Source organism: Actinomadura violacea (assembly GCF_017573465.1).
Classification (GTDB): Bacteria; Actinomycetota; Actinomycetes; order Streptosporangiales; family Streptosporangiaceae; genus Spirillospora; species Spirillospora violacea.
In genome coordinates, this window is sequence record NZ_JAGEPF010000006.1 from 14,430 (window position 1) to 38,411 (window position 23,982).

The following is a 23,982-nucleotide window of genomic DNA, read 5'->3' on the forward strand; positions in this document are numbered from 1 at the left end:
GGGCGCCCTTCCCCCCTTTCCCCCGACCTCTGCCCAAGGAAGACGATGGACGATCACCCCCACCCCAAGGGCGCATTGAAGAGCGGACCCGGCGTCGCCTCCGCGGGCCGCATTTACGACTACTTCCTCAACGGCCGGCATCACACCCCGGCGGACGAGACCGCCGCCCGAAAACTCCAGGAGAAAGTCCCGGAACTGCACTACATGGCGCAGGCCAACCGCATTTTCCTGCAGCGCGCGGCGGCCGTCATCGCGCGCGCTGGCGTCGACCAGTTCATCGACCTCGGCTCCGGCATCCCGACCGCGTGGAACACCCACGAGGTCGTCCAGGTCGTCCACCCGCGCGCGAAGGTCGTCTACGTCGACAACGACCCCGTCGTCCTGGACATGTCGCGGGACATGCTGCGCCGCAACGGCGAGACCGACGTCGCCTACGTCGACGCCGACATCGCCGACCCGAAGTCGGTCATCGAGGACCCCGAGGTGCGGCGACTCATCGACTTCTCCCGGCCCGTCGGCTACATGCACGTCGCCATCTGGCACTTCGTGAACCCCGAGCAGGACCCCTGGTCGCTGCTGCGCCAGTACCTCGACGCGGTGCCGTCCGGCAGCTACCTCGCCCTCTCGCACGTCACCGCCGACGGGCAGCGGCCCGACAAGATCGAGCGGTTCAACGAGGTCTACAAGAACGTCACCGCGCGGCTGAACTTCCGGACGTTCGAGGAGATCGACCGGTTCTTCGACGGCTGGGAGTACCTCCCGCCGCACGAGGACGCCCCGGCCGGGCTGTCCTACGTCGACATCTGGGGCAGCAAGAACCCCGCCGAGGCCGACCCGTCGCACACCTGGATCCCCGCCGGCGTGGCCCGCAAGCCCTGACCGGCAAGGCCGCCCGGGCCGCGCGCCGGATCCGGCGGCGTCCGGTCAGAGGCCGAGTGACGCGGTCAGAGACCGAACGACACGGGCAGCACCATCAGCAGCGCGGGCAGCACGACGGCGGCGCCGACGGACCAGCCGAGCAGCCAGCGGAACACCCGCTTGTGGTCGCCGTCGTCCACGTTCGCCAGCACGAGGCCGCCGCCGAGGTGCAGCGGGCTGATCGCGACGCCGCCGATGGTGCCGCACACGGCGATGAGCAGCGCGGTGAACTGCGCGGACGTCTGGTGCGGCAGCACGGCGGCGGTCAGCGGCACCACGACGCCGAGCACCGCGACGGTCGAGGACTCCACGGTCGCGAACAGCGCCGCGACGTAGGCGATGGCGAGGGCCGCGACGACCGGCGCGCCGATGCCGCCGAGGTGCCCGGCGATCGTCTTCAGCGTGCCGGCCGCCTCGAGGTCGCCGACGTAGACGAGGATGCCGACCGTCAGCATGACGACGCCCCACGGGATGTCGGCGATCACCCGGCGGCCGTCCGGCCGGAACACCAGGTGCAGGACCAGGCCGACGGCGAACGCCGCGAACACGATGTTCAGGTCGAGGACGAGCACCGCCAGGACGAAGACGCCGAGGCCGGCGAGCGAACCGATCTCGTAGGGGGTGATGCGGGACGCCCCCTGCACGGCCTCGGCCGGACGGCCGCCCGCGCCGGTGCCGGCGGTGCTCCCGGCGGCGTCCCCTTCCGTGCGGCCGCGGCGGATCAGCGGCAGACCGCCGAGCGCGAAGAAGAAGACCGCGGTGCTCAGCACGTCGAATCCGGCGAGCCCGAGGAACAGCAGGTTCTCCGAGTAGTGCACCCCCGACTTCGCGGCGAGGTCCTTGACGATCGCGGCCCACGGGGACATCGGGGAGAAGCCGCCGGCGCCCGCGCCGTGCGCCGCGACGATCGCCATGAGCACCGGGTCGATGTTCCGGTTGCGGGCCACCCGCATCGCGACCGGCAGGACGATCGCGACGGTGGCGCTCGGCAGCGTGCCGATGCCGCTGAGGACGGCGCCGACCGCGAACAGGCTCCACGGCAGGACCCAGTCGCGGCCGCCGGAGACCCGGACGATGCCGTGCACCACCCGGTCGAACGCGCCGCTGCGCTGGGCGTGCCCGAACATGTACATGACGCCGACGATCAGCGCGACGATGCCGGCGGGGAAGCCGGCGAGGATCTGCTCCTTGGGGATGCCCGCGATCCCGCCGAGCAGGAACGCGGCGGGCATCGCGACGAGGCCCACGTTGACGTCGCGCCAGATGGCGAGCGCGAACACGGCCACCAGCAGGACCAGCGACAGGATCTCGGGACCGGACATGGTCAGCTCTCCCGGGGGTGGAGTTCGGCGAGGATCTCGGCGGTGTGCTCGCCGAGGGCGGGCGCGGGGCGGCGGAAGGTGGCGAGGCCGGCCCCGAACCGGGTCGGGAACCGGATCTGCGGCCGCCCGCCCGCGGCGTGGACGAGGCCGCGGGCGGCGACGTGCGGGTCGCCGAGCAGCTCGTCCGGCGTGCTGACGACGGGCGCCCAGGGCAGGTCGAGGCCGGTGAGGACGCGGTCCCACCAGGCGAGGTCGCGCGCGGCGAACGTCCCGGTGAGGATCTCGTGCACCTCGCGGCGGCGGGCGGTGCGGTCGGCGCGCCGGTCGAACGCGGCGGTGTCGAGCGCGGGGAACGCGGGGCCGAGCGCGGTGCGGAACGCGATCCAGAACTTGTCCTCGAACGTCGCGAACGACAGCCGGCGCCCGTCGGCGGTGGTGAAGACGTCGTTGTCGCCCATGACGAGCGCCCCGCCGCCGGGGGCGCCGGTTCCGGACGCGTCGCCGGGGGCGGCGAGCGCGGGGCCGCCGGCCCAGGCGGTGGCGGCGTCGTGCAGCGAGATGTCCAGGTGCTGGCCGGTGCCGGTGCGGCGGGCGCCGGTGACGGCGGCGGCGAGGGACAGCGCCGCGTACATCGCGCCGATGAGGTCGGCGGCGCGGACGCCGGGACGCGTCGCGGCGCCGTGCACGCCGGGCGGGAGCGCGAAGAAGCCGGACAGGCCGAGGAAGTTGAGGTCGTGGCCGGGCCGGCCGGAGTACGGGCCGTCCTGCCCGTAGCCGGTGAGCGAGCACAGCACGATGCGCGGGTTGGCGGCGCGCAGCCGCTGGTAGCCGATGCCGATCCGGTCCAGGACGCCGGGCCGGAAGCTCTCCACGACGGCGTCCGCGCGGGCGGCCAGCCGCAGGAACGTGTCGCGGCCGTCCGCCGTGCGCAGGTCCAGCGCGATCGACCGCTTGTTGCGGTTGGACGCGGCGAACCGGTCCGCGCCGAACGCGCGCAGCGGGTCGCCGCCGGACGGGTCCTCGACCTTGACGACGTCGGCGCCGAGGTCGGCCAGCAGCATCGTGGCGAACGGGCCGGGCAGCAGCCGCGACAGGTCCAGGACGCGCGTCCCGTCCAGCCCGGACCACGCGACGCCGGACCGGGCGGCCCGCGGGTCCGCGGGCGTGTCCTCCGCCATGGGCGCTCCTCTCAGTTAATGAACTACTTGTTCATTAACGTGCAAAGTGCCCGGTAATATACGTCACACCGGCAGGGGTGGCAAGAGGTGCGGCGAGGCGTCCGCAGGGACCGTGAGACCCGGTTCGCGGGCATGCCGAAGCCGGCCCCGCACCGGCGGGACCTGCGGAGACGTCGAAAGCCGCCCGCCGGCGGGCGGCCGGGCGGCCGGGCGGCCGGGCGGCTAGGCGGGCAGGCGGCTAGACGGGCAGGTCGAAGCCGCTGGCCCAGTAGCGGCCGTGGACGGCGAGGTCGAGCAGCATCCGGGTGACCTCCTCGGCGGGCATCGGCGGCACGTCGTGCTCGAGCCACCAGCGCAGCACCGCGATCTGCTCGCCGACCCACGCCCGCGCCAGCAGCTCGGGGTCGATGCGCGGCTCGACGCCGTTGCGCTCGGCGCGGTCGCGGAACTCACCGGTCGTGCGCCGGACGAACGCGTCGGTGAAGTCCCGCAGCGGCCGGCCGTCGCCCTCGCCGCGCAGGATGATCCGGTAGAGGTCGCGCTCGTCGAGGGCGTGCCGGAACAGCTCCAGGACGGGCTTGCCGGTGAACCCGACCGACGACCCGGCGACGACCGGGCTCAGCCGCGCCGACAGCTCGTCCAGCAGCTCGGTCGCGACCTGGGCGAACAGGTCCTCCTTGTCGCGGCAGTGGCTGTAGAAGGTGGCGCGCGCGATGTCGGCGCGGCCGGTGATGTCGTCCACCGTGAGGGCGGCGTAGCCGCGCTCCAGCACGAGGCTCACCAGGGCGTCGCGCAGTGCCCGCCTCGTCCGCCTCGTCCGCCTGTCCTCGGCCATCGCCCGCCTCCCGTCCGGAGCGTCCCAGCATAGGGAACCCTTGACAGTCTCTCAGTTAATGAACAATCTGTACGGAAACAGCCGGTAAGTTCGGCAGACATCGTTCGAGAACTCTTGGGGGCGGTCGATGAACCTCGGCATCTACCTCGCACGCAGCGCCCGGTACTGGCCGGACGAGCGCGCCGTCGTGTGCGGCGAGCACGTGTGGACGTTCCGGGAACTGGAGGCCGAGGCCGACCGGCTCGCCGCCGCGCTCGTCGCGCGCGGGCTGCGGCCCGGCGACGCGGTCGCGAGCCTGGCGTGGAACCGGGGCGAGCTGGTCGTCACCGAGTTCGCGCTCTACAAGGCCGGGCTGACCAGGGCGCCGATCAACGCGCGGCTCGGCCGGTCGGAGATCGGGCACATCCTCGGCTACGCGCCCGTGAAGGCGCTGCTGTTCGACGCGGCGCACCGCGAGGACGCGCTCGCCGCGCTGGAGGCCGCCGGCACCGGCTGCCTGGCCGTCCAGTACGACGGCGACGCGGGCGGCGCCCTCGGCTACCGGGACCTGCTCGCCGAGGGGAACGGCGGGCCCGTCCGCGTCGAGGTCGCCGACACCGACCCGGCCGTCCTGAACTTCACCTCCGGCTCGACCGGCGCGCTGAAGGCGGCGACGCAGACGTTCGGCAACCGGCTCGCGAACATGCGCAAGCAGCTGATGAGCGACGAGTCGCGGCCCCGGCCCGGCAGCCGCTACCTGGCCTGCGGCCCGATCACGCACGCCGCCGGGATGGGCCTGCTCGCCGGGGTGTTCGGCGGCGCGACCGCGCACATCCTGCCCGCGTGGGACGTCGAGGCGTTCCTCGACACCGTCGAGCGGGAGCGGATCACCGCGACGTTCGTCGTCCCGACGATGCTGAACCTGCTGATGGCGCATCCGGGGCTCGCCGAGCGCGACCTGTCCAGCCTGACGAGCCTGCGGATCGGCGGCGCGCCCGTGTCGCCGCGCAGGCTCCGCGAGGCCGTCGCGGTGTTCGGGCCGATCATCGCGCAGGGCTACGGGCTCGGCGAGACGACCAGCGTCGTCGCCGGCCTGAACAGCGCGGAGATCGCGAACGCCGTCGAGAACGACCCGGAGCTGCTCGCATCCTGCGGCCGCGCCGCCTACGACACCGAGATCCGGGTCGTGGACGAGGACGGCGGAGAGCTGCCGCCCCGCGAGGTCGGCGAGATCATCGTCCGCGGCCCGGACTGCGTCACCGAGTACTGGCGGGAGCCGGAGCTGTCGGCGCAGACGTTCCGCGACGGCTGGGTGCACACCGGCGACCTGGCCTGGATGCGCGAGGACGGCTACCTGTTCATCGTCGACCGCAAGAAGGACATGATCATCTCGGGCGGCTTCAACATCTACTCGACCGAGGTCGAGGCGGTGCTGTACGAGCACCCGGGCGTCCGCGAGGTCTGCGTCGTCGGCGTGCCGGACGAGCGGTGGGGCGAGGCCGTCAAGGCGGTCGTCGTGCCGTCCGCGCCCGGCGCCGTCACCGGCGACGAGCTGATCGCGTTCTGCGCCGAGCACCTCGACCGGTTCAAGAAGCCGCGGTCGGTCGACCTCGTCGACGCCCTCCCGCACAACCGCAACGGCAAGGTCGACCGCAAGGCGGTCCGCGCGCCGTTCTGGGCCGGCGCCGACCGGCACGTCAACTGATCGGTCTGGAGACCCCGATGACCTTCTCCCTGCGGCCGTCCTACGACGGCGACCCGGAACTCGCCGCGCTGGTCGGGCGGCTGCGCGGCTACCTCGACGGCGAGCTCGCCGACTACGAGCGCGAGCACGGCGTCGACCGGACGACCCCGATCAGCCGCGCGCTCCTCGAACCGGTGTGGCGGCGCAGCCGCGAACTCGGCTTCTACGGCATCCACCTGGCCCCGGAGTTCGGCGGCCAGGGCCTCACCCACACCCGGCTCGCCGCGCTGAAGGAGGAGGTCGCGGCGGCCGGGCGCGTCCTCGGGCACAGCGTCCTCGGCGAGATGGGCGGGCCGCTGCGCGCCGGCGACGTGTTCCGCACCGCGACCCCGCACCAGCTCGGCACCTACCTGCTGCCGGTCGCGCGGGGCGAGCGCGCCTGCTGCTTCTCGCTCACCGAGGCCGACGCGGGCTCCGACGTCCGCGCGATGAGCACGACGGCGGTCCGGGACGGCGACGGGTACCGGCTGACCGGCCACAAGGTGTTCAGCAGCGCCGGGCCCGTCGCCGACTTCGCCATCGTCATCGCCCGCATGGACGGCACCGAGAAGTCGTTCTCGGCGTTCATCGTCGACCTCGACAGCCCCGGCTGCGAGGTCGTGGACGGCGCGACGCCGATGTCCGGCGAGCACATCGAGAGCGACGTCATCCTGAAGGACTGCCTCGTCCCCGCCGCGAACCTCATCGGCGCCGAGGGCGACGGCATGAAGATCGGCCTCGGCCGCGTCACCGTGAACCGGCTGCTGCACTGCCCGACGCTGCTCGGCATGACGAGGCGCGCGCTCCAGCTCACCCTCGACCGGGCGCGGACCCGCGTCGTCCACGGCGGCCCGCTGATGCAGCTGCAGGCCATCCAGCACAAGCTCGCCAACATGGCCACCGGCTTCTACGCGGCCCGGTCGATGACGTACGCGGCGCTCGCCGACCTCGACGCGGGCACCCCGCCGCGGCTGGAGGCGTTCATGTGCAAGCTGTTCGTCGCCGAGACCGCCTTCGACATCCTCGACGAGGCCGTCCAGATCCACGGCAAGGAGGGCCTGACGCAGGGCAACGAGGTCGAGTACCTGTTCCGGAAGGTCCGGATGTTCCGGGTGCTGACCGGGACGTCCGAGATCCAGCGCAACGGCATCGCCAAGGGCCTCGCCATGCTGCCGTGAGCGGGAGGCGGCCCAGGTGGACGTAAGGTGAACGCGTGTCGGACTCATCGCCGCGCCGGCTGCCCAGAGGGCGCTCCGCGCTGTCACCGGAGGAAGTCGAACGCATCCAGCGGTCGCGGCTGTGCGCCGCGATCGCCGAGGTGATGGCCGAGAAGGGATATGTCGCCACCTCGGTGGCGGACGTGCTGCAGCGGTCGGGGGTGTCGCGGCAGAGCTTCTACCAGGTGTTCGACAGCAAGCTCGACTGCTTCATGGCCGCGTTCGACGTGGCGCGGGAGCTGCTGCTGCAGCATCTGATGGAGATGGTCGGCGGCGACGAGCACGGCCTCCTCGCCGACGCGGCGCGCGACCCGATGGACCGGTTCGAGCAGGCGTTCACCGCCTACCTCGAGGCGCTCGCCATCGAGCTGCCCTACACCCGACTGTTCCTCATCGAGGTGTACGCCGCGGGACCGGAGGCGATCCGGCGGCGCGCGAACCTGCAGGACACGATCATCGACGTGCTCGGCGACCTGCTCGGCGTCCGCGACGACGCGGGCCGCTTCACCTGCCGGATGGTCGTCGCCGCGACGAGCACGCTGGTGACGAACGCGGTCGCCGACAACGACCTGGACGCGCTGCGCGCGGTCGGCCCGCCGCTGGTCCGGAACGTGCGCACGCTCTGGGAGGCCGGGGCGTTCGGGAACCGGCCGGTCCCGGACCCCTCCGCCTGACCCGGACCCCTCCGCCTGACCCGGACGCGCCCGCCTGGCCCTGCCGCGTTCAGTCGTCGCCGGACGACTCGAGCGCGCGCTCCAGCTCGTCGACGTGCAGGAGGGCGCGGTCGACGTGGCCGGTGCGGTACGCGGCGCGCCCGACCAGGTGCGCCGCGACCGGGACGGTGATGATCTGCAGCAGCGCGACCAGCACCAGCGAGGTGAGCACCTCGATGGTCGGGAACCGGACTCCGACGCCGGCCAGGACCAGCAGCAGCCCGACGGCCTGCGACTTCGTCGCGGCGTGCATCCGGGTGAACAGGTCGGGCAGCCGCAGCAGGCCGAGCCCGGCGCTGAGCGAGGCGCCCGCGCCGAGCAGCAGGAACGCCGCCGTGAACGCCGTCCTCACGCGTCCGCCCCCTGGTCCGGTTCGTCGGGGCGGGGGACATGGTGGGTGAGGAACCGGGCGACCGCGACCGAGCCGACGAACGCGACCAGCGACAGGGCGAGCAGCGTCGGCATGACCCAGGTGACGCCGTCGGCGACCGCGGACGTGCCGAGCCCGGCCATGATCACGGCGAGCAGGACGTCCAGGGCCATGGCGCGGTCGAGCATCGACGGGCCGCGGACGATCCGGACGAGGGTGCACGCGGCGGCGAGGAACAGCACCGCCGTCACCGCGTCCAGCACGATGGTCATGACCGGTCCTCCCTGAGGGCGCGCAGGTCGGCGGGGGTGCCGAAGGCCCGGACCGTCCGGTGTTCGAGGGCCTGGACGTCCCGCCGGGCCTTCTCGACGGCGGCGTCGTCGGCGGCGCCGAGTACGTGCAGGAACAGCGTCGCGTCGGAGTGCCGGACGTCGAGCACGAGCGTGCCCGGCGTCGCCGACAGCGAGATCGCCATGATGGTGAGAATCAGGTCGGAGCGGGTGCGCAGCGGCACCGCGATGACCGAGTTCCGCTTGGCCCGGCCGCGCCCGCCGGCCGCCTGCCAGGCCAGCGGACCGGCGCTGTGCAGCAGGTCGGCGGCGGCGCGCAGCACGAAGACGATGAGGCCGGCGGGCCGGAGCCGCAGTTGCGGGCCGATCGGCGGGAGCGGGAACACCAGTTGCAGCAGCACGGCGAGCGCCAGCCCGGTGAGCAGGTTCGGGACGGACGGCCGGTCCCACAGCAGCATCCATACGAGCGTCAGCCAGACGACGGCGGGCAGCCGGATCGCGCGGCGGCGTCCGACCCGGATGGTGAACTCCCTCAAGTGGCGCCTCCCGACGGGAACACGGCCTGGACGTAGGTCTGCGGGGCGAGCAGTTCGGTGGCGGCGCGCTCGCACAGCGCGTAGAGCGGGCCTCCGGCGGCGGTATAGGCGAGGCTGAGGACGACCAGGGCGGCGCTTCCGGCGACCATCGCGATGGGCAGCCGCCCAGCGCGCGCGCCTTCGGGCATGTCTTCGGGCGGGGCGCTCCAGAACGCCTGGTTCCACACCTTCACCAGCGAGTACAGGGTGAGCAGGCTCGTCACGACGGCGCCCGCGACGAGGGCGTCCGCGAGCGGCCCGCCCTGCGCGAGCCCGGCCCGCAGCAGGCCGAGCTTGCCGAGGAACCCCGACAGCGGCGGGATCCCGCCGAGGTTCATCGCCGGGACGAAGAACAGCACGCCGACCAGCGGCGCGGTGCGCGCGAGCCCGCCGAGCCGGGCCAGGGACGTCGCGCCGCCGCGCCGGTCGATCAGCCCGGCGACCAGGAACAGCGTGGTCTGGATCGTGATGTGGTGCAGGACGTAGAAGACGGTCGCGGCGAGCCCCGCCGCCGAGTCCAGCCCCACCCCGAAGATCATGTAGCCGATGTGGCTGACCAGCGTGAACGACAGCAGCCGCCGGACGTCGATCTGCACCATCGCGCCGAGCACCCCGACGAGCATGCTGAGCAGCGCCGCGACCAGCAGCACCCGGCGCAGGTGCCCGCCGGGGAACAGCAGCGTCTCGGCGCGGATGACCCCGTACACGCCGATCTTGGTGAGCAGGCCCGCGAACACGGCGGTGACCGGGGTCGGCGCGGACGGGTAGGAGTCGGGCAGCCACATCGACAGCGGGAACACCGCCGCCTTCACCGCGAACGCGGTCAGCAGCGTCACCTCGGCGATGCGGGCGACGGGGCCGGGCAGCTCGGCGATCCGCCACGACAGCTGCGCCATGCTGACGGTGCCCGTCGCCGCGTACAGCACGGCGATCGCGACGAGGAACAGCATCGACGACAGCAGCGCGACGATGATGTAGGTCGTCCCGGCGCGGACGCGGGCCATGGTGCCGCCGAGCGTCACCAGCACGTAGCTGGCCATCAGCATCATCTCGAACCCGACGAACATGTTGAACAGGTCGCCGGCGAGGAACGCGTCGCAGACGCCGGCGGCGAGCAGCAGGTAGGTGGGGTGGAACACCGACATCGGCGTGTCCCGGTCGCGTTCGGCGGCGTCCTGCCCGAACGCGTACACCATCACGCACAGGGTGACGGCGGACGAGACGACGAGCATCACCGCGGACAGCCGGTCGGCGACGAGCGTGATGCCGACCGGCGCGGGCCATCCGCCGAGCTGCACCGCCTGCGGGCCGTCCCGGTCGGCGCGGACCAGCAGCGCGATCGCGACGCCGAGGACGGCGGCGAGCGCGGCGACGCTGATCGCGCGCTTGAGCAGCGGGTGCCGCGGCCCGATGACGATCTTGACGCCGGCGGCCAGGACGGGCAGCAGCACCGGCAGCGGGACCAGCGCGTTCACCGGCCGTCCCTCCGCGGCCGGCCGTCCCTCCGCGGCCGGCCGTCGCGGGGGACGCCGCCGGGGAAGTCGCTGTCGGGCTCCTCGCGGGCGCCGAGCTCGGACGGGTCGGCGACGGCGCGCCGCTCGCGCTCGGCGCGCAGCCCGACGTCGTCCTCGCTCTCGCGGCGGACCCGCAGGTCCTCGATGTCGTCGCGGACGTCGTCGTCGCCGCTGAGCCGGCCGCCGCGGTAGGCGATGGCGAGGGCGAACGCCGCCGACGCCAGCGAGATCACGATCGCGGTGAGGATCATCGCCTGCGGCAGCGGATCGCTCAGCGCGCGGTGCGGGCCACCGTGCGGGCCGCGGGAGGCGAGGATCGGCGCGGCGCCGGCCGGGCCGCCCGCCGTGAGGATCAGCAGGTTGACCCCGTTGCTGAGCACCAGCACCCCGACGACCAGCCGGGACAGGCTGCGCTCCAGCAGCAGGACGACACCGGCGGCGACGAGCGTCCCGCCGGTCGCGGCGAGCACCAGCGACGGGCTCACCCGGGCACCCCGCCGCCGGCCCGGTCCGCCTCGGTCTGCCGGTCGACCTCGGCGCCGAGCACGTTCAGCACCGTCAGGACGAGCCCGACGACGATCAGGTAGACGCCGATCTCGAACAGCAGCGACGTGACGAGGTGGACGTGCCCGAGCACCGGCACGTGCGCGCCCACCGACGTGCTCTGCAGCACCGCGTGCCCCCAGCCCAGGCCGCCGAGCGCGGTCCCGGCGGCGACGACCACGCCGCCGCCGAGCAGCGCGCCCGCCGGGACGGGCGCGGCCTCGCGCAGCTCGAACGGGCCGCCCGCGAGGTAGCGGACGGCGAGCGCGAGCCCCGCGACGATGCCGCCGGAGAACCCGCCGCCGGGCGCGGAGTGCGCGGTGAACAGCAGGAACAGCGAGTACAGCAGGACGGTGTGGAAGATCGTCCGGGCGACGACCTCGAACACGATGGAGCGCCGTTCGGCGGCCAGCGTGGACCCGGCGGCGAGCCACCCGCCGCCGGGCGGCGCCTCGTCCAGCGCGGTGATCTCGTCGACGCCCCAGACGGTGGTATCGGGGCCGGGCGGGGGCGGCGCCGACAGCGGCCGCCGCGCGAACACCATGCTGGTCACGCCGAGGGCGGCGAGGGCGATGACGACGCTCTCGCCGAGGGTGTCCCAGGCGCGCAGGTCGACCAGCGCGGTCGCGACGATGTTGCTCCCGCCCGCCTCCTTCGCGGCGCCGGGGTAGGCGGCGGAGACCGGCACGGTGCGGCGGGCCTGCGCGGCGAGCAGCGTGACGACGGTGGCCATGAGCCCGGTCAGCGCGCCCACCGCCAGGTGGACGGTGCGCTGCGCGGGGGAGCGCGTGGAGAACCGGGCGGGCAGCCGCCGCAGCACCAGCACGAAGACGATCAGGCTCGCGGTCTCGACGAGGAACTGCGTCAGCGCCAGGTCGGGGGCGCCTTGCAGGACGAACAGCGTGGACACCCCGAACCCGGACGCGCCGGACAGCACGACGGTCTGGCCCCGGTCGCGGGCCCGGATCGCCATGGCCGCCGCGACGACGGTGAGCAGCGCGACGAGCGCCTGCGCGGGGCCGTCCCAGATCCGTTCGCCGAGCGGGTCCGGCCACGGCAGGCCCGTCACGACGGCGCCGCCGGCGAGCCCGGCCGCGACGAGCAGGATGATCAGCAGGTAGTTGGGGAGGGATCCGCGCTGCACGGTCCCGGTGAGCTGCAGCGCGAACGTGTTGAGCCCGTGCATGAAGCGCAGGTAGACCTCTTCGGGCTCGAAGAACTGCGGCGCGCGCGCGATGCGCCGCCCGAGCACGAACAGGGCGACACCCACCGCCAGCGACACGGCGGTGAGCAGCAGCGGCAGGCCGAACCCGTGCCACGCCGACAGGTGGTAGCCGCCGTGGCCCTCCACGGGGAACGGCGCGGCCTCCCGCCCGATCGGCGCGTCCAGCCGCGCGGCGAGCAGCCCGACGACGACGCCCGCCGCGGCGAGCAGCACCACCGGCGCGAGCAGCAGCGCTCCGGGACGGTGCACCTCGCGCGGCGCGACGCCCTCCTTGCGAGCGAACGCGCCCCACAGGAACCGCAGGCTGTACGCGGCGGTCAGCGCGGACCCCACCGCGAGCAGCACCGCCAGTCCGACGTCGCCGCCGAGGAACGCCTCGTAGGCGGCCTCCTTCCCGGCGAACCCGAGCGTCGCCGGGACGCCCGCCATCGACGCCGCCGCCGCGATCGCCGCGCCGAACAGCACCGGCGTGCGGCGCCCGAGCCCGGACAGCTTGCGCAGGTCGCGCGTCCCCGTCGAATGGTCGACGACCCCGACCGCGAGGAACAGCGCCGACTTGAACAGCGCGTGCGCGAGCAGCACCGTGAACCCGGCCAGCGCCGCGACCCGGTTCCCGGCCCCGACCAGCACGAACATGAACCCGAGCTGGCTGACCGTCCCGTAGGCGAGCAGCAGCTTCAGATCGTGCTCGCGCAGCGCCCGCCACCCGGCGAGCAGCATCGTCGCGATCCCGCAGCCGAGCACGACGGGCCGCCACCCGGGCGTCCCGGCGAACGCGGGCGCGAGCCGCGCCACGAGGAACACGCCCGCTTTCACCATCGCGGCGGCGTGCAGGAACGCGCTGACCGGCGTCGGCGCCGCCATCGCGCCCGGCAGCCACAGCCCGAACGGGACGAGCGCCGACTTCGACAGCGCCCCGGCCAGGATGAGCGCGACCGCAGCCGTCACCGCGCCGCCGCCGGGCGGCGCCGCGAGGATCGCCGACAGCCGGTAGGTGCCCGCCGCCTGCCCGAGCAGCAGCAGCCCGACCAGCATCGCCAGCCCGCCGGACGTGGTGATGACGATCGCCTGCGTGGCCGCCCGCCGGGCGATGCCGCGCTCCGCGTCGTACCCGATGAGCAGGTACGACAGGACCGTCGTCAGCTCCCAGAACACGTACAGCAGGACGATGTCGTCGGACAGGACCAGCCCGAGCATCGCCGCGCCGAACCCGACCAGCTCCCCGGCGAACGCGCCGAGCTTCGGCTCGGAGCCGGTGAAGTAGCGGCCGCAGTACAGCACGATCAGCGCGCCGACGCCGCCGACGATGACCATCATCATCCAGGTCAGCGGGTCGGAGCGCAGGTACAGGTGCAGGCCGAGGCCGGAGATCCACGACCACGACTCCGTCCGCGGCGCGCCGCCGCGCAGCCACGGCCACGCCGCCCACCCGGCCGCCGCGGCGAGCACCGCCGCCAGCGGCGCGAACGCGGCCCGCCCCATGGCCCGCACCAGCACCGGCGCCGCCGCGGCGGCCGCGCAGTACGCGGCGAGCAACGGCAGCAATGAGGCCCCAGCAGAAGTGGACGGCGAACCGGCGGTCACGCATGGTGATCGGATCGTGCTGGTCCGTCACCCTAGTGCCGCGGGAAGGCGCCGCCACGCTCCCCGGCGCGCCCACACGATTGCTTTACCCGCGGGGTTCAGGCGCTCAGGCCGGGTGGCGGCCCGGCCGCCGGCCCCGACAGCGGGACGCGCGCGGCGAACGGCACGCTCACCAGCGCGAACGCGGCGGCCAGCCCGAACGCCGCCAGCCAGCCCGCGCGCCCGGAGCCGACCAGGATGAGGATCGCGGCGCTCGCCTGGCTGCCGAGGCCGCCGCCGACCCGCCGGACGGTGCTGTTCAGCGACGTCGACACGCCCGCGTGCTCCTCGTCCGCCTTCACGCTGACGAGCGTGCCGCTCGCGCTGATCGTCAGCCCGGCGCCGCAGCCGACGACGAACGCCGCCGCGAGGAACCCGGGCCGCGACGACCCGCCGATCGCGCCGCACGCCGCCGTCCCCGCCGCGAGCAGCGCCATCCCGGCCGCGAGCGGGCGGCGCGGCGTCCCGCCCTTCTGCAGCGTCCGCGCGGCGGGGCCGCCGAGGATCTGCCCGGCCGCGAGCGGCAGCAGGTACAGCCCGACCGTGCCGGTGCCCGCGCCGAAGCCCTCCTGCCCGTTCCCGACGAGCTGCGGGACCAGGTAGAACGTCCCGAACAGGGTGTAGCCGATCGCGAGCGTGACGCCGTTCGTCCACACCTGCGCGGGGGACCGGAGCGTCCGCAGGTCGATGAGCGGCTCGGCCACCCGGTTCTCGCGGCGGAACCAGACGGCTCCCGCCGCGAGCCCCGCGGCGATGAGCCCGCCGGGCAGCGCCCACGTCGCGCCCTTCGCCTCCGGCAGCAGCGTCAACCCGACCAGCACCAGCGCGAGGACGGCGCTGAGCAGCAGCGCGCCCGGCACGTCCAGCGCCCCGCGCGACGGCCCGGGCCGCGCCGGCACCCACCGCACCACCAGCGGCATCGCCAGCGCCACGACGGCGGCGCCGACCGCGAACACCAGATGCCACGACACCGCCTCGGTCAGCGCCCCGGACGTCGCGAAGCCGAGCGCCGTCCCGATCCCGAACGCGCCGGTCAGCACCCCCGTCGCGGACCCGACCCGGTCGCCCGGGAACTCCTCGCGGACGATCGACAGCGACAGCGGGAACACCGCGCCGCCGATGCCCTGCACCGCCCGCGCCGCGATCAGCACGACCGCATCCGGCGCGACCGCCGCCGCGACCGACCCGAGCAGGAACATGCCGAGGCCGAGCAGCAGCATCGCGCGCCGCCCGTGCCGGTCGGCGAGCCGTCCGAGCACCGGCGCCGCGACCGTCGCGACCAGCAGGTACCCGCTGAGCAGCCACGCGCCCCACGCCTGCGCGACGCCGAGCTCCTTCTCGATCACCGGGATCACCGGGACGACCGCCGTCTGCTGGTAGGCGAACGCGACGTCCGCCAGGACCAGCGCGGTGAGCGCCCTGCGGTGCCCGCCCAGGCCCCGCGCGGCGCCCGCGCGCTCCGAGGCGGCCCGGCGACCGGCTGCGAGACGTCCCATCCCCGCATACCTGCCCGCCGCCCCGCGATCAAACGGACCGCGCCAGGCCGTCCGCCGTGCCGGTTCGCGTTCCTGTCCGTCCGCGGCGTCTGAGTAGGTACCGCACCCCGAGATGAGTCGAAGCGCCCTGATCCCCGGCCGCCCGCGACGGCGATAGTGCTGCTCAGAGCCGAACGACGAGCAGCAGGAGGACACCGTGACGACGCAGCCGGCCTACGCGGCCCCGAACGACCACGTGCGGCCGGTCACGCCGTTCGTCCTGTCCGCCGCGATGCTCGTGAGCTGGGCGATGGCGCTGTTCAACCTCTTCGTGTCCGCGATGACGGAGGCCGGGCCCGACTCCTGCGGCGAGGTCTCCTGCCACGGCGACGGCAAGCTCGCCCTGGTGTTCCTGGCCGCCGCCGGCCTGGGCCCGCTCCTGACCACGGCCGCCTGGTTCTTCATGCGCCCGTCCCGCGCGGCGGTCCGCCACACCCTCGTCACCGCGGCCCTGGTCGTCCCGCTCCTGGTCGACGCGTTCTTCGTCCCCCTCGTCTGACCGCTCAGGACGGCGCCGCGTAGCGCGCGGCGATCGCGGCGGCGCGGTCGCGCAGGGCGTCGCGCAACCACTGCGGGGCCAGGGCCTCCGCGCCCGTGCCGAGCTGCCACAGCGCCCATTCGGCGTGCCTCCGGTCCTGGAAGGCCACCTCCAGCCGCAGCCGCCCGTCCGCGTCGGCCTCCTCGGCGAGGACGGCCAGCGCGGTGCCCGCCAGCTCCTCCCGCCGCCTCGGATCCAGCCGGACCAGCACGGTGACCTGGTCGCCGCCCGTCCGGAACCGCGTGCTGCGCTCCTGCCAGGCCCGGTCCAGGTCGACGCGGTCCGGCCGCTGCGCGGGCTCGTCGAGCTCCTCGGCGGCCAGGACGCGCGACAGCCGGTAGGTGCGGTCCTCGCCGGACCGCGTGGCCAGCAGATAGCCCTGGTCGCGCACGGTGACCAGGCCGATCGGGTCCACCGTCCGCCACTTCGGGTCCTGGCCGAAGGCCGCGTAGCGGATGCGCAGCCGGTGCCCGGCGAACACCGCCCGCCGCACCGCCGCCACGATGGCCTCCGGCACCTCCTCGGCGTCCGCCCGGCGCGAGAGGAGATCGGTCTCCGGGTCGATGAGCAGCCGCTCGACCGCGCCCGCCGCGGTGTCCCGATGCCCTTCGGGCAGCGCGTCGACCACCTTGAGCATGGCCGAGGCGAGCGCCGACCCGAGCCCGAACGCCTGCGCGCCGCGCCGCGACCCGGCGACCAGCAGCGCGAGCGCCTCCTCGTGGTTCAGCCCGGTCAGCTCCGTCCGGAACCCGGGCAGCAACGCGAAACCGCCGTGCCGGCCGCGTTCGGCGTAGACCGGGACACCGGCCGCGGACAGCGCCTCGATGTCGCGCAGCACCGTACGGGTGGACACCTCGAGTTCGCGCGCCAGCGTGGCCGCGGACAGCCGGCCGTGCCGGCGCAGCGGCAGCACCAGCGAGACCAGCCGGTCGGCGCGCATCCCGGAAACGTACCGAAATACACGACAAAGGGTGTCGTGATTCGTTGCCAGGCTCATCACCACGGCGCCGAGCCGATCGGCGCGCGGACCGAAGGGACTGATGAAGCCATGGAACGAACCGCGGTCAACCCGTGGGCGTGGTCGGTGGACATGGGATACGACCAGGGGACGCTCGTCTCCGGGCCCGCCCGCACCCTGTACTGCGCCGGCCAGGCCGCGATGAGCGGCGACGGCAAGCCCCTGCACGCCGGTGACATGGCGGCGCAGCTGGCGCTGAGCCTCGACAACCTGGAGGCCGTCCTCGGCGAGGCCGGCATGTCCCTCGCGAACCTCGTCCGGCTCAACGTCTACACCACCGACGTCGACCTGGTGTTCCAGCACTACGGCGTCCTGGCCGCACGCCTGGGCGCCGCCGGCGCGACCCCGTCCACCACCATGCTCGGCGTCACCCGCCTGGCGCTCCCCGACCTCATGGTCGAACTGGAAGGAACCGCCACCGCCTGAGACCGCGCTCGCGAAGGATTCCTCGTCGGCCGGTGCGGTCAGGACGGCGTCATCGCGCCGGTCTCCCTCTTGAGCCGTGGTGAAGTGCCGACCCCAGCGGTGGGCTGGGGTCGGCGTGTGGTCACCTCACGGGTGCCCGGTCTTCACACCGGGAGTGTGGGCAGGTACCTGGGCTGCTTGCGTGCCCGGGTCGCCTGCTCGAAGGTGTAGGCGAGCCCCAGGAGTTCCTCGTCGTGGTTCCTGCGGCCGATGAACGAGACGCCGAGCGGGAGCTCGGCGTCGGCGTAGCCGGCCGGGACCGTGATGCTCGGAAACCCGCCGATCGCCGGTGGGCTGTAGGAATGCACCCACGGGTGGTCGCCCGGGTCGAGGATCTCGTGGGCCCGGCCGTTGGAGGGAGCCATGATCGCGTCCAGCCGGTGCCGGTCGAAGACGCCATTGATGCTCCGGCGTGCCTCTCCGGTGATCCGCTCGCGTTCCGCCCGGTACTCCCGCGGCGAGCGGACGGTGTCCGAAAGCTGGGCCTGCTCGAACCTGGCCAGCCCGATGTCGGGCACCCGCTCGGCGGGATCGCCCCGGTGGAAGGCGATCAGCTCGGCGAGGTCGCGGGGGTGCTCGCCACCGGCCGAGTCCAGGTAGGCGTTGATGGCCTCCTTGAACTCGAAGGGGAGCGCCCCGTCCTGAGCGGGTACGGGCACGTCCACCTCGACGGTGGTCGCGCCCAGATCACGCAGCTTCGCCGTGGCTTCGGCGAGAACGCGATCCACCTCAGGGTGGCTTCCCTCTGTTCTGATCCCGCTCCACACACCGATCCTGGCGCCGGGCGGAAGGCCCGGTTCCAGGCGGACGGCGCGGCGCGGGACGGCGATCACCGCGAAGAGCGCGGCGGCGTCGGACACGTTCCGGGTGATCGGCCCGGCCGTGTCCTGCCACGGTGAGACCGGGACGAAACCGGTCCCGCCGACCCGCCCGTGGGACGGCTTGAAGCCGACGACGGCGTTCGTCGCGGCGGGCGAGATGATGGAGCCGGACGTCTCGGTCCCGATGGTCACCGGGGCCAGGCCCGCGGCCGCCGCGACCGCGGAACCGCTGGACGACCCCCGCGGAGTCCGATCCAGGACGTACGGGTTCCTGGTCTGACCGCCGACCGGGCTCCAGCCTCCCGGTGCTCCGTCGGCGCGGTAGTTGGCCCACTCCGACAGGTTCGTCTTGCCCAGGATGATGGCGCCGGCCCGGCGTAGCCGGGACACCAGTTCGGCGTCGCGGCGCGGGAAGGCGCGGCGTAGGGCCTCCGACCCCGCCGTCGTGGGCAGGCCGAGGGTGTCGATGTTGTCCTTCACCAGGATCGGGATTCCGGCGAGCGGTCCCACCGCGTTGCCCGAGGCCCGGAGGCGGTCGATCGCACGGGCCCGTTCCGGCGCGTGCGAATCCACCGCGATGACCGCGCAGAGCGCGGGGTTCAGCCGCTCGATGCGTGCCAGGCACCGGGCGGTGATCTGTGCTGAGGTCAGCTGACCGGTCGCCATCGCCTGAAGCAGGTCGCGAACGGTCATCTCCTCGGGAAAAGCCGATTCCATCGGCCCTCCTTGGTCTGGATTGGGTCCGCCGTGAGGCGGGGTCGCCTTCGGCGACCAGGGGGGACCGTCCGAGTAAGGCGCGGATTGTCCAGATGGACGATGGGAGCGGCCGGCGTCCAGGGGTCGTCGCGGGCGGTGGGGTGGACCGCGATGACGAAGGTGCCCCGTCCGCGCGAGGTGCCGGTGAGCCCGTCCCGCCGCAGAAGGCGCACGGCCGCGTCTGGGCCTACACGTCGTGGCGGCGCCCGGTCGCGGAGGCGGACAGCATCGGCGATGTCGTGACGGTGGTCAAGGCGCCCATGAATGGTGCAAGTAATTACTCATATGTGAGCATGAAGTCATGGAGAACGCCACGAGCGGAATTCGCGGCCGCCTTGGCGAGCTATGGCCGTTCCGGTATATCTCACGGCTCAAGCGGCATTAGAAAAGTAGATCGGGAAAGTCCAGGATATGGGCATCCGAACGACTCCCCTTCTACGGAGGCCACGCATCATGGGCGTTGCACGCAAGGTCATCACGGGCGGCCATGTGATCACGATGGATCCGGTGCTCGGCGACCTGCCGGACGGCGCCGTCCTGGTCGAAGGCGACCGGATCGCGGCGGTCGCGCGCGACGCCGGTGAGTTCGCCGGAACCGACGCCGAGGTCGTCGACGCGTCCGGCGGCATCGTCCTGCCGGGGATGATCGACAGCCACCGGCACACCTGGATGGCGCTGATGCGCGCCGTTTCCGCGGACGAGTCGCTGCCGCAGTTCCTCGCGGGCACCTTTTATGGAACCGGATCCTTTCTGGAGGCCGGCGACCTGGGTGCGGCGAGCCTGGTCGGCGCGCTGGAGGCGCTGGACGCGGGCGTCACCACGATCATGGACTGCAACGACTGCGTGAACACCCCCGAGCACGCCGACGCGAACGTCGACGCGCTCCAGGCCGCCGGAATCCGCGCCGTCTACAACTACGGAATGCAGGCGTACGAATTCCCGCGCGCGTTCGCCTCGCACGGCGACCGGCTCAAGGACGCGGCGCGGCTGCGCGGCGAGCGGCTGCCGTCCGACGACGCGCTGGTCACGATGGGGATGCTGTTCACCGACTTCGGGATCCTGCCGTTCGGGGAGATCGCCGAGGAGATCCGGCTGGCCCGCGAGCTGGGCGTGCTGCGCGCCTCGCACACCGCGGCGGCGACGACGTCGATCCTGCTCAAGGGGCTGCGCGAGCTCGCCGACCACGGCCTGCTGATCCCCGGGCACGTGCACATCCACTGCCCGGCGCTGAACGAGCAGGAATGGCGGCTGATGGCCGAGCATGACCAGCGGGTCACCATCGCGCCGGAGACCGAGATGCAGATGGGCATGGGGTTCCCGCCGTTCCGCGCGGCGATCGACCACGGCCTGCGGCCGGGCGTGTCCACCGACATCGTCTGCGTGGGGTCGGGCGACCTGTTCTCGCAGATGCGGCTGGGGCTCCAGACGCAGCGCATGCTCGACAACGCGAAGGTGCACGCGACCGGCACCATGCCCTGGACGATCGACCTGACCACCCGCGACGCCCTGGAATGGGCGACGGTCAACGGCGCCCACACGCTCGGCCTCCAGGACCGCATCGGGTCGCTGGCAGCCGGCAGGAAGGCCGACGTGATCGTGGTCAGGCCGAGAATGGACCTGGTGCGCCCGAGCCACATGACGGGCGCGGTGGTGCTCCAGTCGTCGGCGGCGGACGTCCACACCGTGCTGGTGGCCGGCGAGTTCCGCAAGAAGGACGGCCGGCTCGTCGGCCACGACCTCGCGGCGGTGCGGGAGCGGGCGAACGCCGCGCTCGACCGGATCCGCGAGGGGCACGCGAAGCTGCCGAAGCCGGGGCCGGAGGAGATCGCCGGCTGGTTCGGCGCCGCCGAGCGGATGGCGAGCCGCAACTTCAGCGACGCCTATGCCGACGGCATCCCGGGCTGACCAGGGAAGGCGCCGTGGCCGCGGGCCGGAGGGAGCCCGCGGCCACGGCGGCTCAAAACCGATCATTGATCGGTTTTCGTGTTAGCCTGCGGGCGGGCGGGGAGGGCTCGCTCTGCTCGTGGGAGGACGCGATGACCGCTGCGCCGTTGCTCGTTCGTCTGGCTCGTGGTGGGGATGCGGAGGAGGTTCGGCGGATTTATGAGATCTGCTTGCGGACCGCCGCGCTTGGGCGGGACGCGTCCGGGTTGGTGGGGGATCCTCGGTTGCTCGGTGACGTCTTCGCCGGGCCGTATCTGGCGCATTCGCCCGATCTCGCCTGGGTTCTCGCGGGTGAAGGGGGCGAGGCGGCCGGCTACATCCTCGCGGTTGCCGACACCGTGGCGTTCGAGCGGGAGCTCGATCGTGTGTGGTGGCCTCGGGTGCGTGCGCGGGTGGCGGGGCCGGTCGAACCGGGGAGCCCGGACGCCTGGTTGCGCTCTTACGTCGACGACCCGCCCCATACGCCGGAGAGCATCACCGGGCGGTATCCGGCGCACATGCACATCGACCTTCTGCCGGAGGCGCAGGGCGGCGGGAACGGGCGGCGGTTGTGCGTGACCGTGATCGAGGCGTTGAGGGAGCGTGGTGTGCCCGGTCTTCATCTCGGGGTCAATGCCCGGAACACGAATGCGCTGGGCTTCTATGAGCACTTGGGCTTTGAGGTGCTGGACGACGGGCCGGACACGAAGATCCTCGGCATGCGCATGACGCCGTGACCGCAGGGGTCCTGCGGTCACGGCGTCGCGGGGTCAGGCTTCGGCCGGGTTGGGGACGGCGGCGCGGGGGTCGGACGACGGGACGGACGCCCGCGAGCCGGCCCGGGTGAACAGGCAGAACGCGACGGTGACGGCGCTGACGACGGCGAGGAACGTCCACGCGGCGGTGTAGCCGGGGCCGTCGGTGATGAGGCCGAACGCCCACGGCAGGACGAACCCGCCGACGGCGGAGATGGTGAGCATGAGGCCGACGGCGGTGCCGATGTTCTCGGGGGCGAGGCCGCGGATGCCGCCCGGGACGGTCTGCCAGATCGCGAACACGAAGTTGAACATGAACCCGACGCCGAACGCGGGGATCCAGAAGGTGTGCGGCCCGGACAGCGGGACGCAGGCGAGGGACACCGCTTCGAGGATCGCGCCGGCGGCGAACAGCAGGCGGGGGCTGAGGTAGCGGTCGGCGAGCCATCCGGCGGCGATGCTGCCGGGCACGCCGGCGACGCCGATGAGGAAGGCGGCGGCGCCGACCTGGCCGCCGGGCAGGTGCCGGTCGTCGCCGTAGCCGGAGATCAGCTGGGACGCGCCGAGGTAGGAGCCGTAGGCGCCGAAGAACGCGAGGCCGTACAGCCAGATGTCCTTGTTGAACAGGGCCTGGCGGAGGCCGTCGCGGGTGATCTGGACGCCGGCGAGGGACCCGGCGCCGCGCGGCACCCGGAAGAACACGGCGCTGACGGCGGCGACGGCGAGGCACAGCACGCCGCCGGCGACGACGGACGTCCGCCAGGTGGTGGCGTCGGTGAGGTCGGCGAAGGCGTACAGGCCGAGGGCGGTGCCGACGCTGAACGCCGCCGACGAGATGCCGAGCGCCAGCGCGTGCCGGTGGTCGCGGAACCAGATGCTGACGGCGGCGATCCCGACGGCGGCGAACACGGACGCGCCGGCCCCCGCGACGGCGCGCCACACCACGAGCTGCGCGAACGAGGTGGAGGTGGCCGACAGCAGCGAGCCGGCCGCCTCGATCGCGAGCCCGAGCGCGAGGGTGCGGCGCAGCCCCCACTTGGTGGCGAGCAGGCCGCCGGGGATGTGCAGCACCCCGTACGCCGCGACGAAGATGGAGATGAGGAACGCGACGTCCGGGATCGCCTTGCCGTACTCCTTGCCGATGGCGTCGAAGCCGGTGGAGATGTCGAACCAGTTGACGGTCATCGCGACGAATCCGGCGGAGACGATCGCGAGCATGACCCACTTCGTCGCGGGCGGGTCGTCGGTTTCGGGCATGACGGGACCTGGATCGCGCATGGCGAACTCCTTGCAGGGGGTGGGGCTGCGTTGTGCGGACGTCCGCCGTGCGGGCTGCGGGTCAGCCGAGCCGGTCGCGGATCTCGGCGGCGACCTTGTCGGGGACGTCCAGGGTCGGGAAGTGCGTGGGGCCGCCGAGGGTGCGGTGGTCGAACCAGGGGTGCCCGGCGCGGAAGTCGATCTGGGCCTGCTCGTAGGCGGGGTCGGTGGGCTGCGAGAACAGGTGGGTGACGGGCCGCTGCTCGGTGAGGCCGGCCATCCGGTCGAGGGGGGAGCCGAACTCGGCGTACGCCTCGGCGATCACGCGGCAGGAGCGCGCCCACATCTCGAAGTCGAAGCCGGACATCTCCTCGTCGAGGTGGCGCTTGACGCGTTCGTGGTCCTGGCCGTTGAGCCACACGTCGTAGAGGCCCTGGCGGCCTTCGATCCAGGTGGCGGGGTCCTGGATGGCGGCGAGGCCGGCGGCGAACTCGGGGGCGGGCGGCGTCATCAGCCAGTCGACGACGATGAGCCGCGGCGCGCGCGCGGCGCCGACCCGTTCGGCGATCTCCAGGTTGGCCCAGCCGCCGTGCGAGTGCGACAGCGGCAGGAACCGGTCGACGCCGAGCTCGTCCAGGACGGCGATGGTGTCGGACGCCTGCTCGCGGTAGCCGAAGTCGGCGACGGGGGTGCGGTCCTCGCCGTGCCCGCGCCAGTCGATGCACAGGACGCGCAGGTCGCCGGCGAGGTATGGGACGAGCTGGTCGAACAGCCGGTGGTCGTGGCACCAGCCGCTCATCAGGACGACGGCGGGCGCGTCGCGCGGCCCGAGGTCCTGGTAGGTGATCGGGTTGCCGCCGATCCGGAGCGTCTTCAGGTCCGTCATGTC

General features: G+C 73.3%; 22 protein-coding genes. 8 read left to right on the top strand and 14 right to left on the bottom strand.

The window, feature by feature from the left end; genetic code table 11:
- The first annotated feature begins 45 nt into the window (after nt 1-45).
- Nucleotides 46-879 (top strand): SAM-dependent methyltransferase, encoded by an 834-nt coding sequence (locus J4709_RS09805; protein ID WP_208239372.1) that lies wholly within the window; start codon nt 46-48, stop codon nt 877-879.
- A gap of 65 nt (nt 880-944) precedes the next feature.
- On the opposite strand, the gene J4709_RS09810 is transcribed toward J4709_RS09805, so the two are convergent.
- The 3 genes from J4709_RS09810 to J4709_RS09820 form a co-directional block, all read right to left on the bottom strand.
- Complete coding sequence (locus J4709_RS09810) at nt 945-2,240, bottom strand: SLC13 family permease (protein ID WP_208239373.1); 1,296 nt, start codon at nt 2,238-2,240, stop codon at nt 945-947.
- 2 nt (nt 2,241-2,242) lie between these two features.
- Nucleotides 2,243-3,418: a CaiB/BaiF CoA transferase family protein gene (locus J4709_RS09815; protein ID WP_208239375.1), complete on the bottom strand. Its 1,176-nt coding sequence runs from the start codon at nt 3,416-3,418 to the stop codon at nt 2,243-2,245.
- A gap of 238 nt (nt 3,419-3,656) precedes the next feature.
- Nucleotides 3,657-4,253, bottom strand: a complete 597-nt coding sequence (locus J4709_RS09820; protein ID WP_208239377.1) for a TetR/AcrR family transcriptional regulator — start codon at nt 4,251-4,253, stop codon at nt 3,657-3,659.
- A 127-nt stretch (nt 4,254-4,380) separates the two neighbouring features.
- Between J4709_RS09820 and J4709_RS09825 the strand changes: the two genes are divergently transcribed.
- From J4709_RS09825 to J4709_RS09835, 3 genes are read left to right on the top strand one after another with little or no spacing between them, the layout of a single operon-like run.
- Nucleotides 4,381-5,937, top strand: a complete 1,557-nt coding sequence (locus tag J4709_RS09825) for a class I adenylate-forming enzyme family protein (RefSeq protein WP_208239379.1) — start codon at nt 4,381-4,383, stop codon at nt 5,935-5,937.
- A 17-nt stretch (nt 5,938-5,954) separates the two neighbouring features.
- Nucleotides 5,955-7,133 carry an acyl-CoA dehydrogenase family protein gene (locus J4709_RS09830; RefSeq protein ID WP_208239381.1) on the top strand — a complete coding sequence of 393 codons (1,179 nt, stop codon included), beginning with the start codon at nt 5,955-5,957 and terminating at the stop codon, nt 7,131-7,133.
- Nucleotides 7,134-7,168: 35 nt separating this feature from the next.
- Entirely contained in the window at nt 7,169-7,846 is a 678-nt protein-coding gene (locus J4709_RS09835) for a TetR/AcrR family transcriptional regulator (RefSeq protein ID WP_208239383.1), read from the top strand.
- A gap of 49 nt (nt 7,847-7,895) precedes the next feature.
- Here the strand turns inward: J4709_RS09835 and mnhG are convergent, their stop codons facing one another.
- The 7 genes from mnhG to J4709_RS09870 all read right to left on the bottom strand — a co-directional run bounded on the left by mnhG (nt 7,896) and on the right by J4709_RS09870 (nt 15,521).
- Entirely contained in the window at nt 7,896-8,237 is a 342-nt protein-coding gene (gene mnhG, locus J4709_RS09840; protein WP_173098204.1) for a monovalent cation/H(+) antiporter subunit G, read from the bottom strand.
- Nucleotides 8,234-8,527 (bottom strand): MrpF/PhaF family protein, encoded by a 294-nt coding sequence (locus J4709_RS09845; RefSeq protein WP_208239385.1) that lies wholly within the window; start codon nt 8,525-8,527, stop codon nt 8,234-8,236. The genes mnhG and J4709_RS09845 overlap by 4 nt, the downstream gene beginning before the upstream one ends.
- Nucleotides 8,524-9,081, bottom strand: coding sequence for a Na+/H+ antiporter subunit E (locus J4709_RS09850; RefSeq protein ID WP_208239387.1), 558 nt, complete (start codon nt 9,079-9,081; stop codon nt 8,524-8,526). The genes J4709_RS09845 and J4709_RS09850 overlap by 4 nt, the downstream gene beginning before the upstream one ends.
- Nucleotides 9,078-10,595, bottom strand: a complete 1,518-nt coding sequence (locus J4709_RS09855; protein ID WP_208239389.1) for a Na+/H+ antiporter subunit D — start codon at nt 10,593-10,595, stop codon at nt 9,078-9,080. The genes J4709_RS09850 and J4709_RS09855 overlap by 4 nt, the downstream gene beginning before the upstream one ends.
- Complete coding sequence (locus tag J4709_RS09860; protein ID WP_208239390.1) at nt 10,592-11,119, bottom strand: Na(+)/H(+) antiporter subunit C; 528 nt, start codon at nt 11,117-11,119, stop codon at nt 10,592-10,594. The genes J4709_RS09855 and J4709_RS09860 overlap by 4 nt, the downstream gene beginning before the upstream one ends.
- The gene (locus J4709_RS09865; protein WP_307801116.1) at nt 11,116-13,986 is read right to left on the bottom strand and encodes a Na+/H+ antiporter subunit A; all 2,871 of its coding nucleotides are present in this window, start codon (nt 13,984-13,986) and stop codon (nt 11,116-11,118) included. Before J4709_RS09865 ends, J4709_RS09860 begins: the two co-directional genes overlap by 4 nt.
- Nucleotides 13,987-14,084: 98 nt before the next feature.
- A complete protein-coding gene (locus J4709_RS09870) occupies nt 14,085-15,521 on the bottom strand; it encodes an MFS transporter (RefSeq protein WP_208239391.1) in 1,437 nt (478 codons plus the stop codon).
- Nucleotides 15,522-15,717: 196 nt separating this feature from the next.
- Here J4709_RS09870 and J4709_RS09875 point away from each other — a divergent pair, with 196 nt between their 5' ends.
- Nucleotides 15,718-16,059, top strand: a complete 342-nt coding sequence (locus tag J4709_RS09875; protein ID WP_208239392.1) for a hypothetical protein — start codon at nt 15,718-15,720, stop codon at nt 16,057-16,059.
- A 4-nt stretch (nt 16,060-16,063) separates the two neighbouring features.
- On the opposite strand, the gene J4709_RS09880 is transcribed toward J4709_RS09875, so the two are convergent.
- Complete coding sequence (locus J4709_RS09880; protein WP_208239393.1) at nt 16,064-17,038, bottom strand: helix-turn-helix transcriptional regulator; 975 nt, start codon at nt 17,036-17,038, stop codon at nt 16,064-16,066.
- Between the two features lie 108 nt (nt 17,039-17,146).
- On the opposite strand from J4709_RS09880, the gene J4709_RS09885 reads away from it, so the two are divergent.
- On the top strand, nt 17,147-17,542 hold the full coding sequence (locus J4709_RS09885; RefSeq protein WP_208239394.1) for a RidA family protein: 396 nt from the start codon (nt 17,147-17,149) through the stop codon (nt 17,540-17,542).
- Nucleotides 17,543-17,685: 143 nt separating this feature from the next.
- Here the strand turns inward: J4709_RS09885 and J4709_RS09890 are convergent, their stop codons facing one another.
- Entirely contained in the window at nt 17,686-19,119 is a 1,434-nt protein-coding gene (locus J4709_RS09890; protein WP_208239395.1) for an amidase family protein, read from the bottom strand.
- A 492-nt stretch (nt 19,120-19,611) separates the two neighbouring features.
- On the opposite strand from J4709_RS09890, the gene J4709_RS09895 reads away from it, so the two are divergent.
- Nucleotides 19,612-21,063, top strand: coding sequence for an amidohydrolase family protein (locus tag J4709_RS09895; RefSeq protein ID WP_208239402.1), 1,452 nt, complete (start codon nt 19,612-19,614; stop codon nt 21,061-21,063).
- 131 nt (nt 21,064-21,194) lie between these two features.
- Complete coding sequence (locus J4709_RS09900) at nt 21,195-21,818, top strand: GNAT family N-acetyltransferase (RefSeq protein WP_208239404.1); 624 nt, start codon at nt 21,195-21,197, stop codon at nt 21,816-21,818.
- Nucleotides 21,819-21,851: 33 nt separating this feature from the next.
- Here J4709_RS09900 and J4709_RS09905 read toward each other — a convergent pair whose 3' ends face one another.
- Together J4709_RS09905 and J4709_RS09910 are read right to left on the bottom strand one after the other, a co-directional pair.
- Nucleotides 21,852-23,114: an MFS transporter gene (locus tag J4709_RS09905; RefSeq protein WP_208239406.1), complete on the bottom strand. Its 1,263-nt coding sequence runs from the start codon at nt 23,112-23,114 to the stop codon at nt 21,852-21,854.
- A 61-nt stretch (nt 23,115-23,175) separates the two neighbouring features.
- Complete coding sequence (locus J4709_RS09910) at nt 23,176-23,979, bottom strand: alpha/beta fold hydrolase (protein ID WP_208239408.1); 804 nt, start codon at nt 23,977-23,979, stop codon at nt 23,176-23,178.
- Nucleotides 23,980-23,982 lie beyond the last annotated feature (3 nt).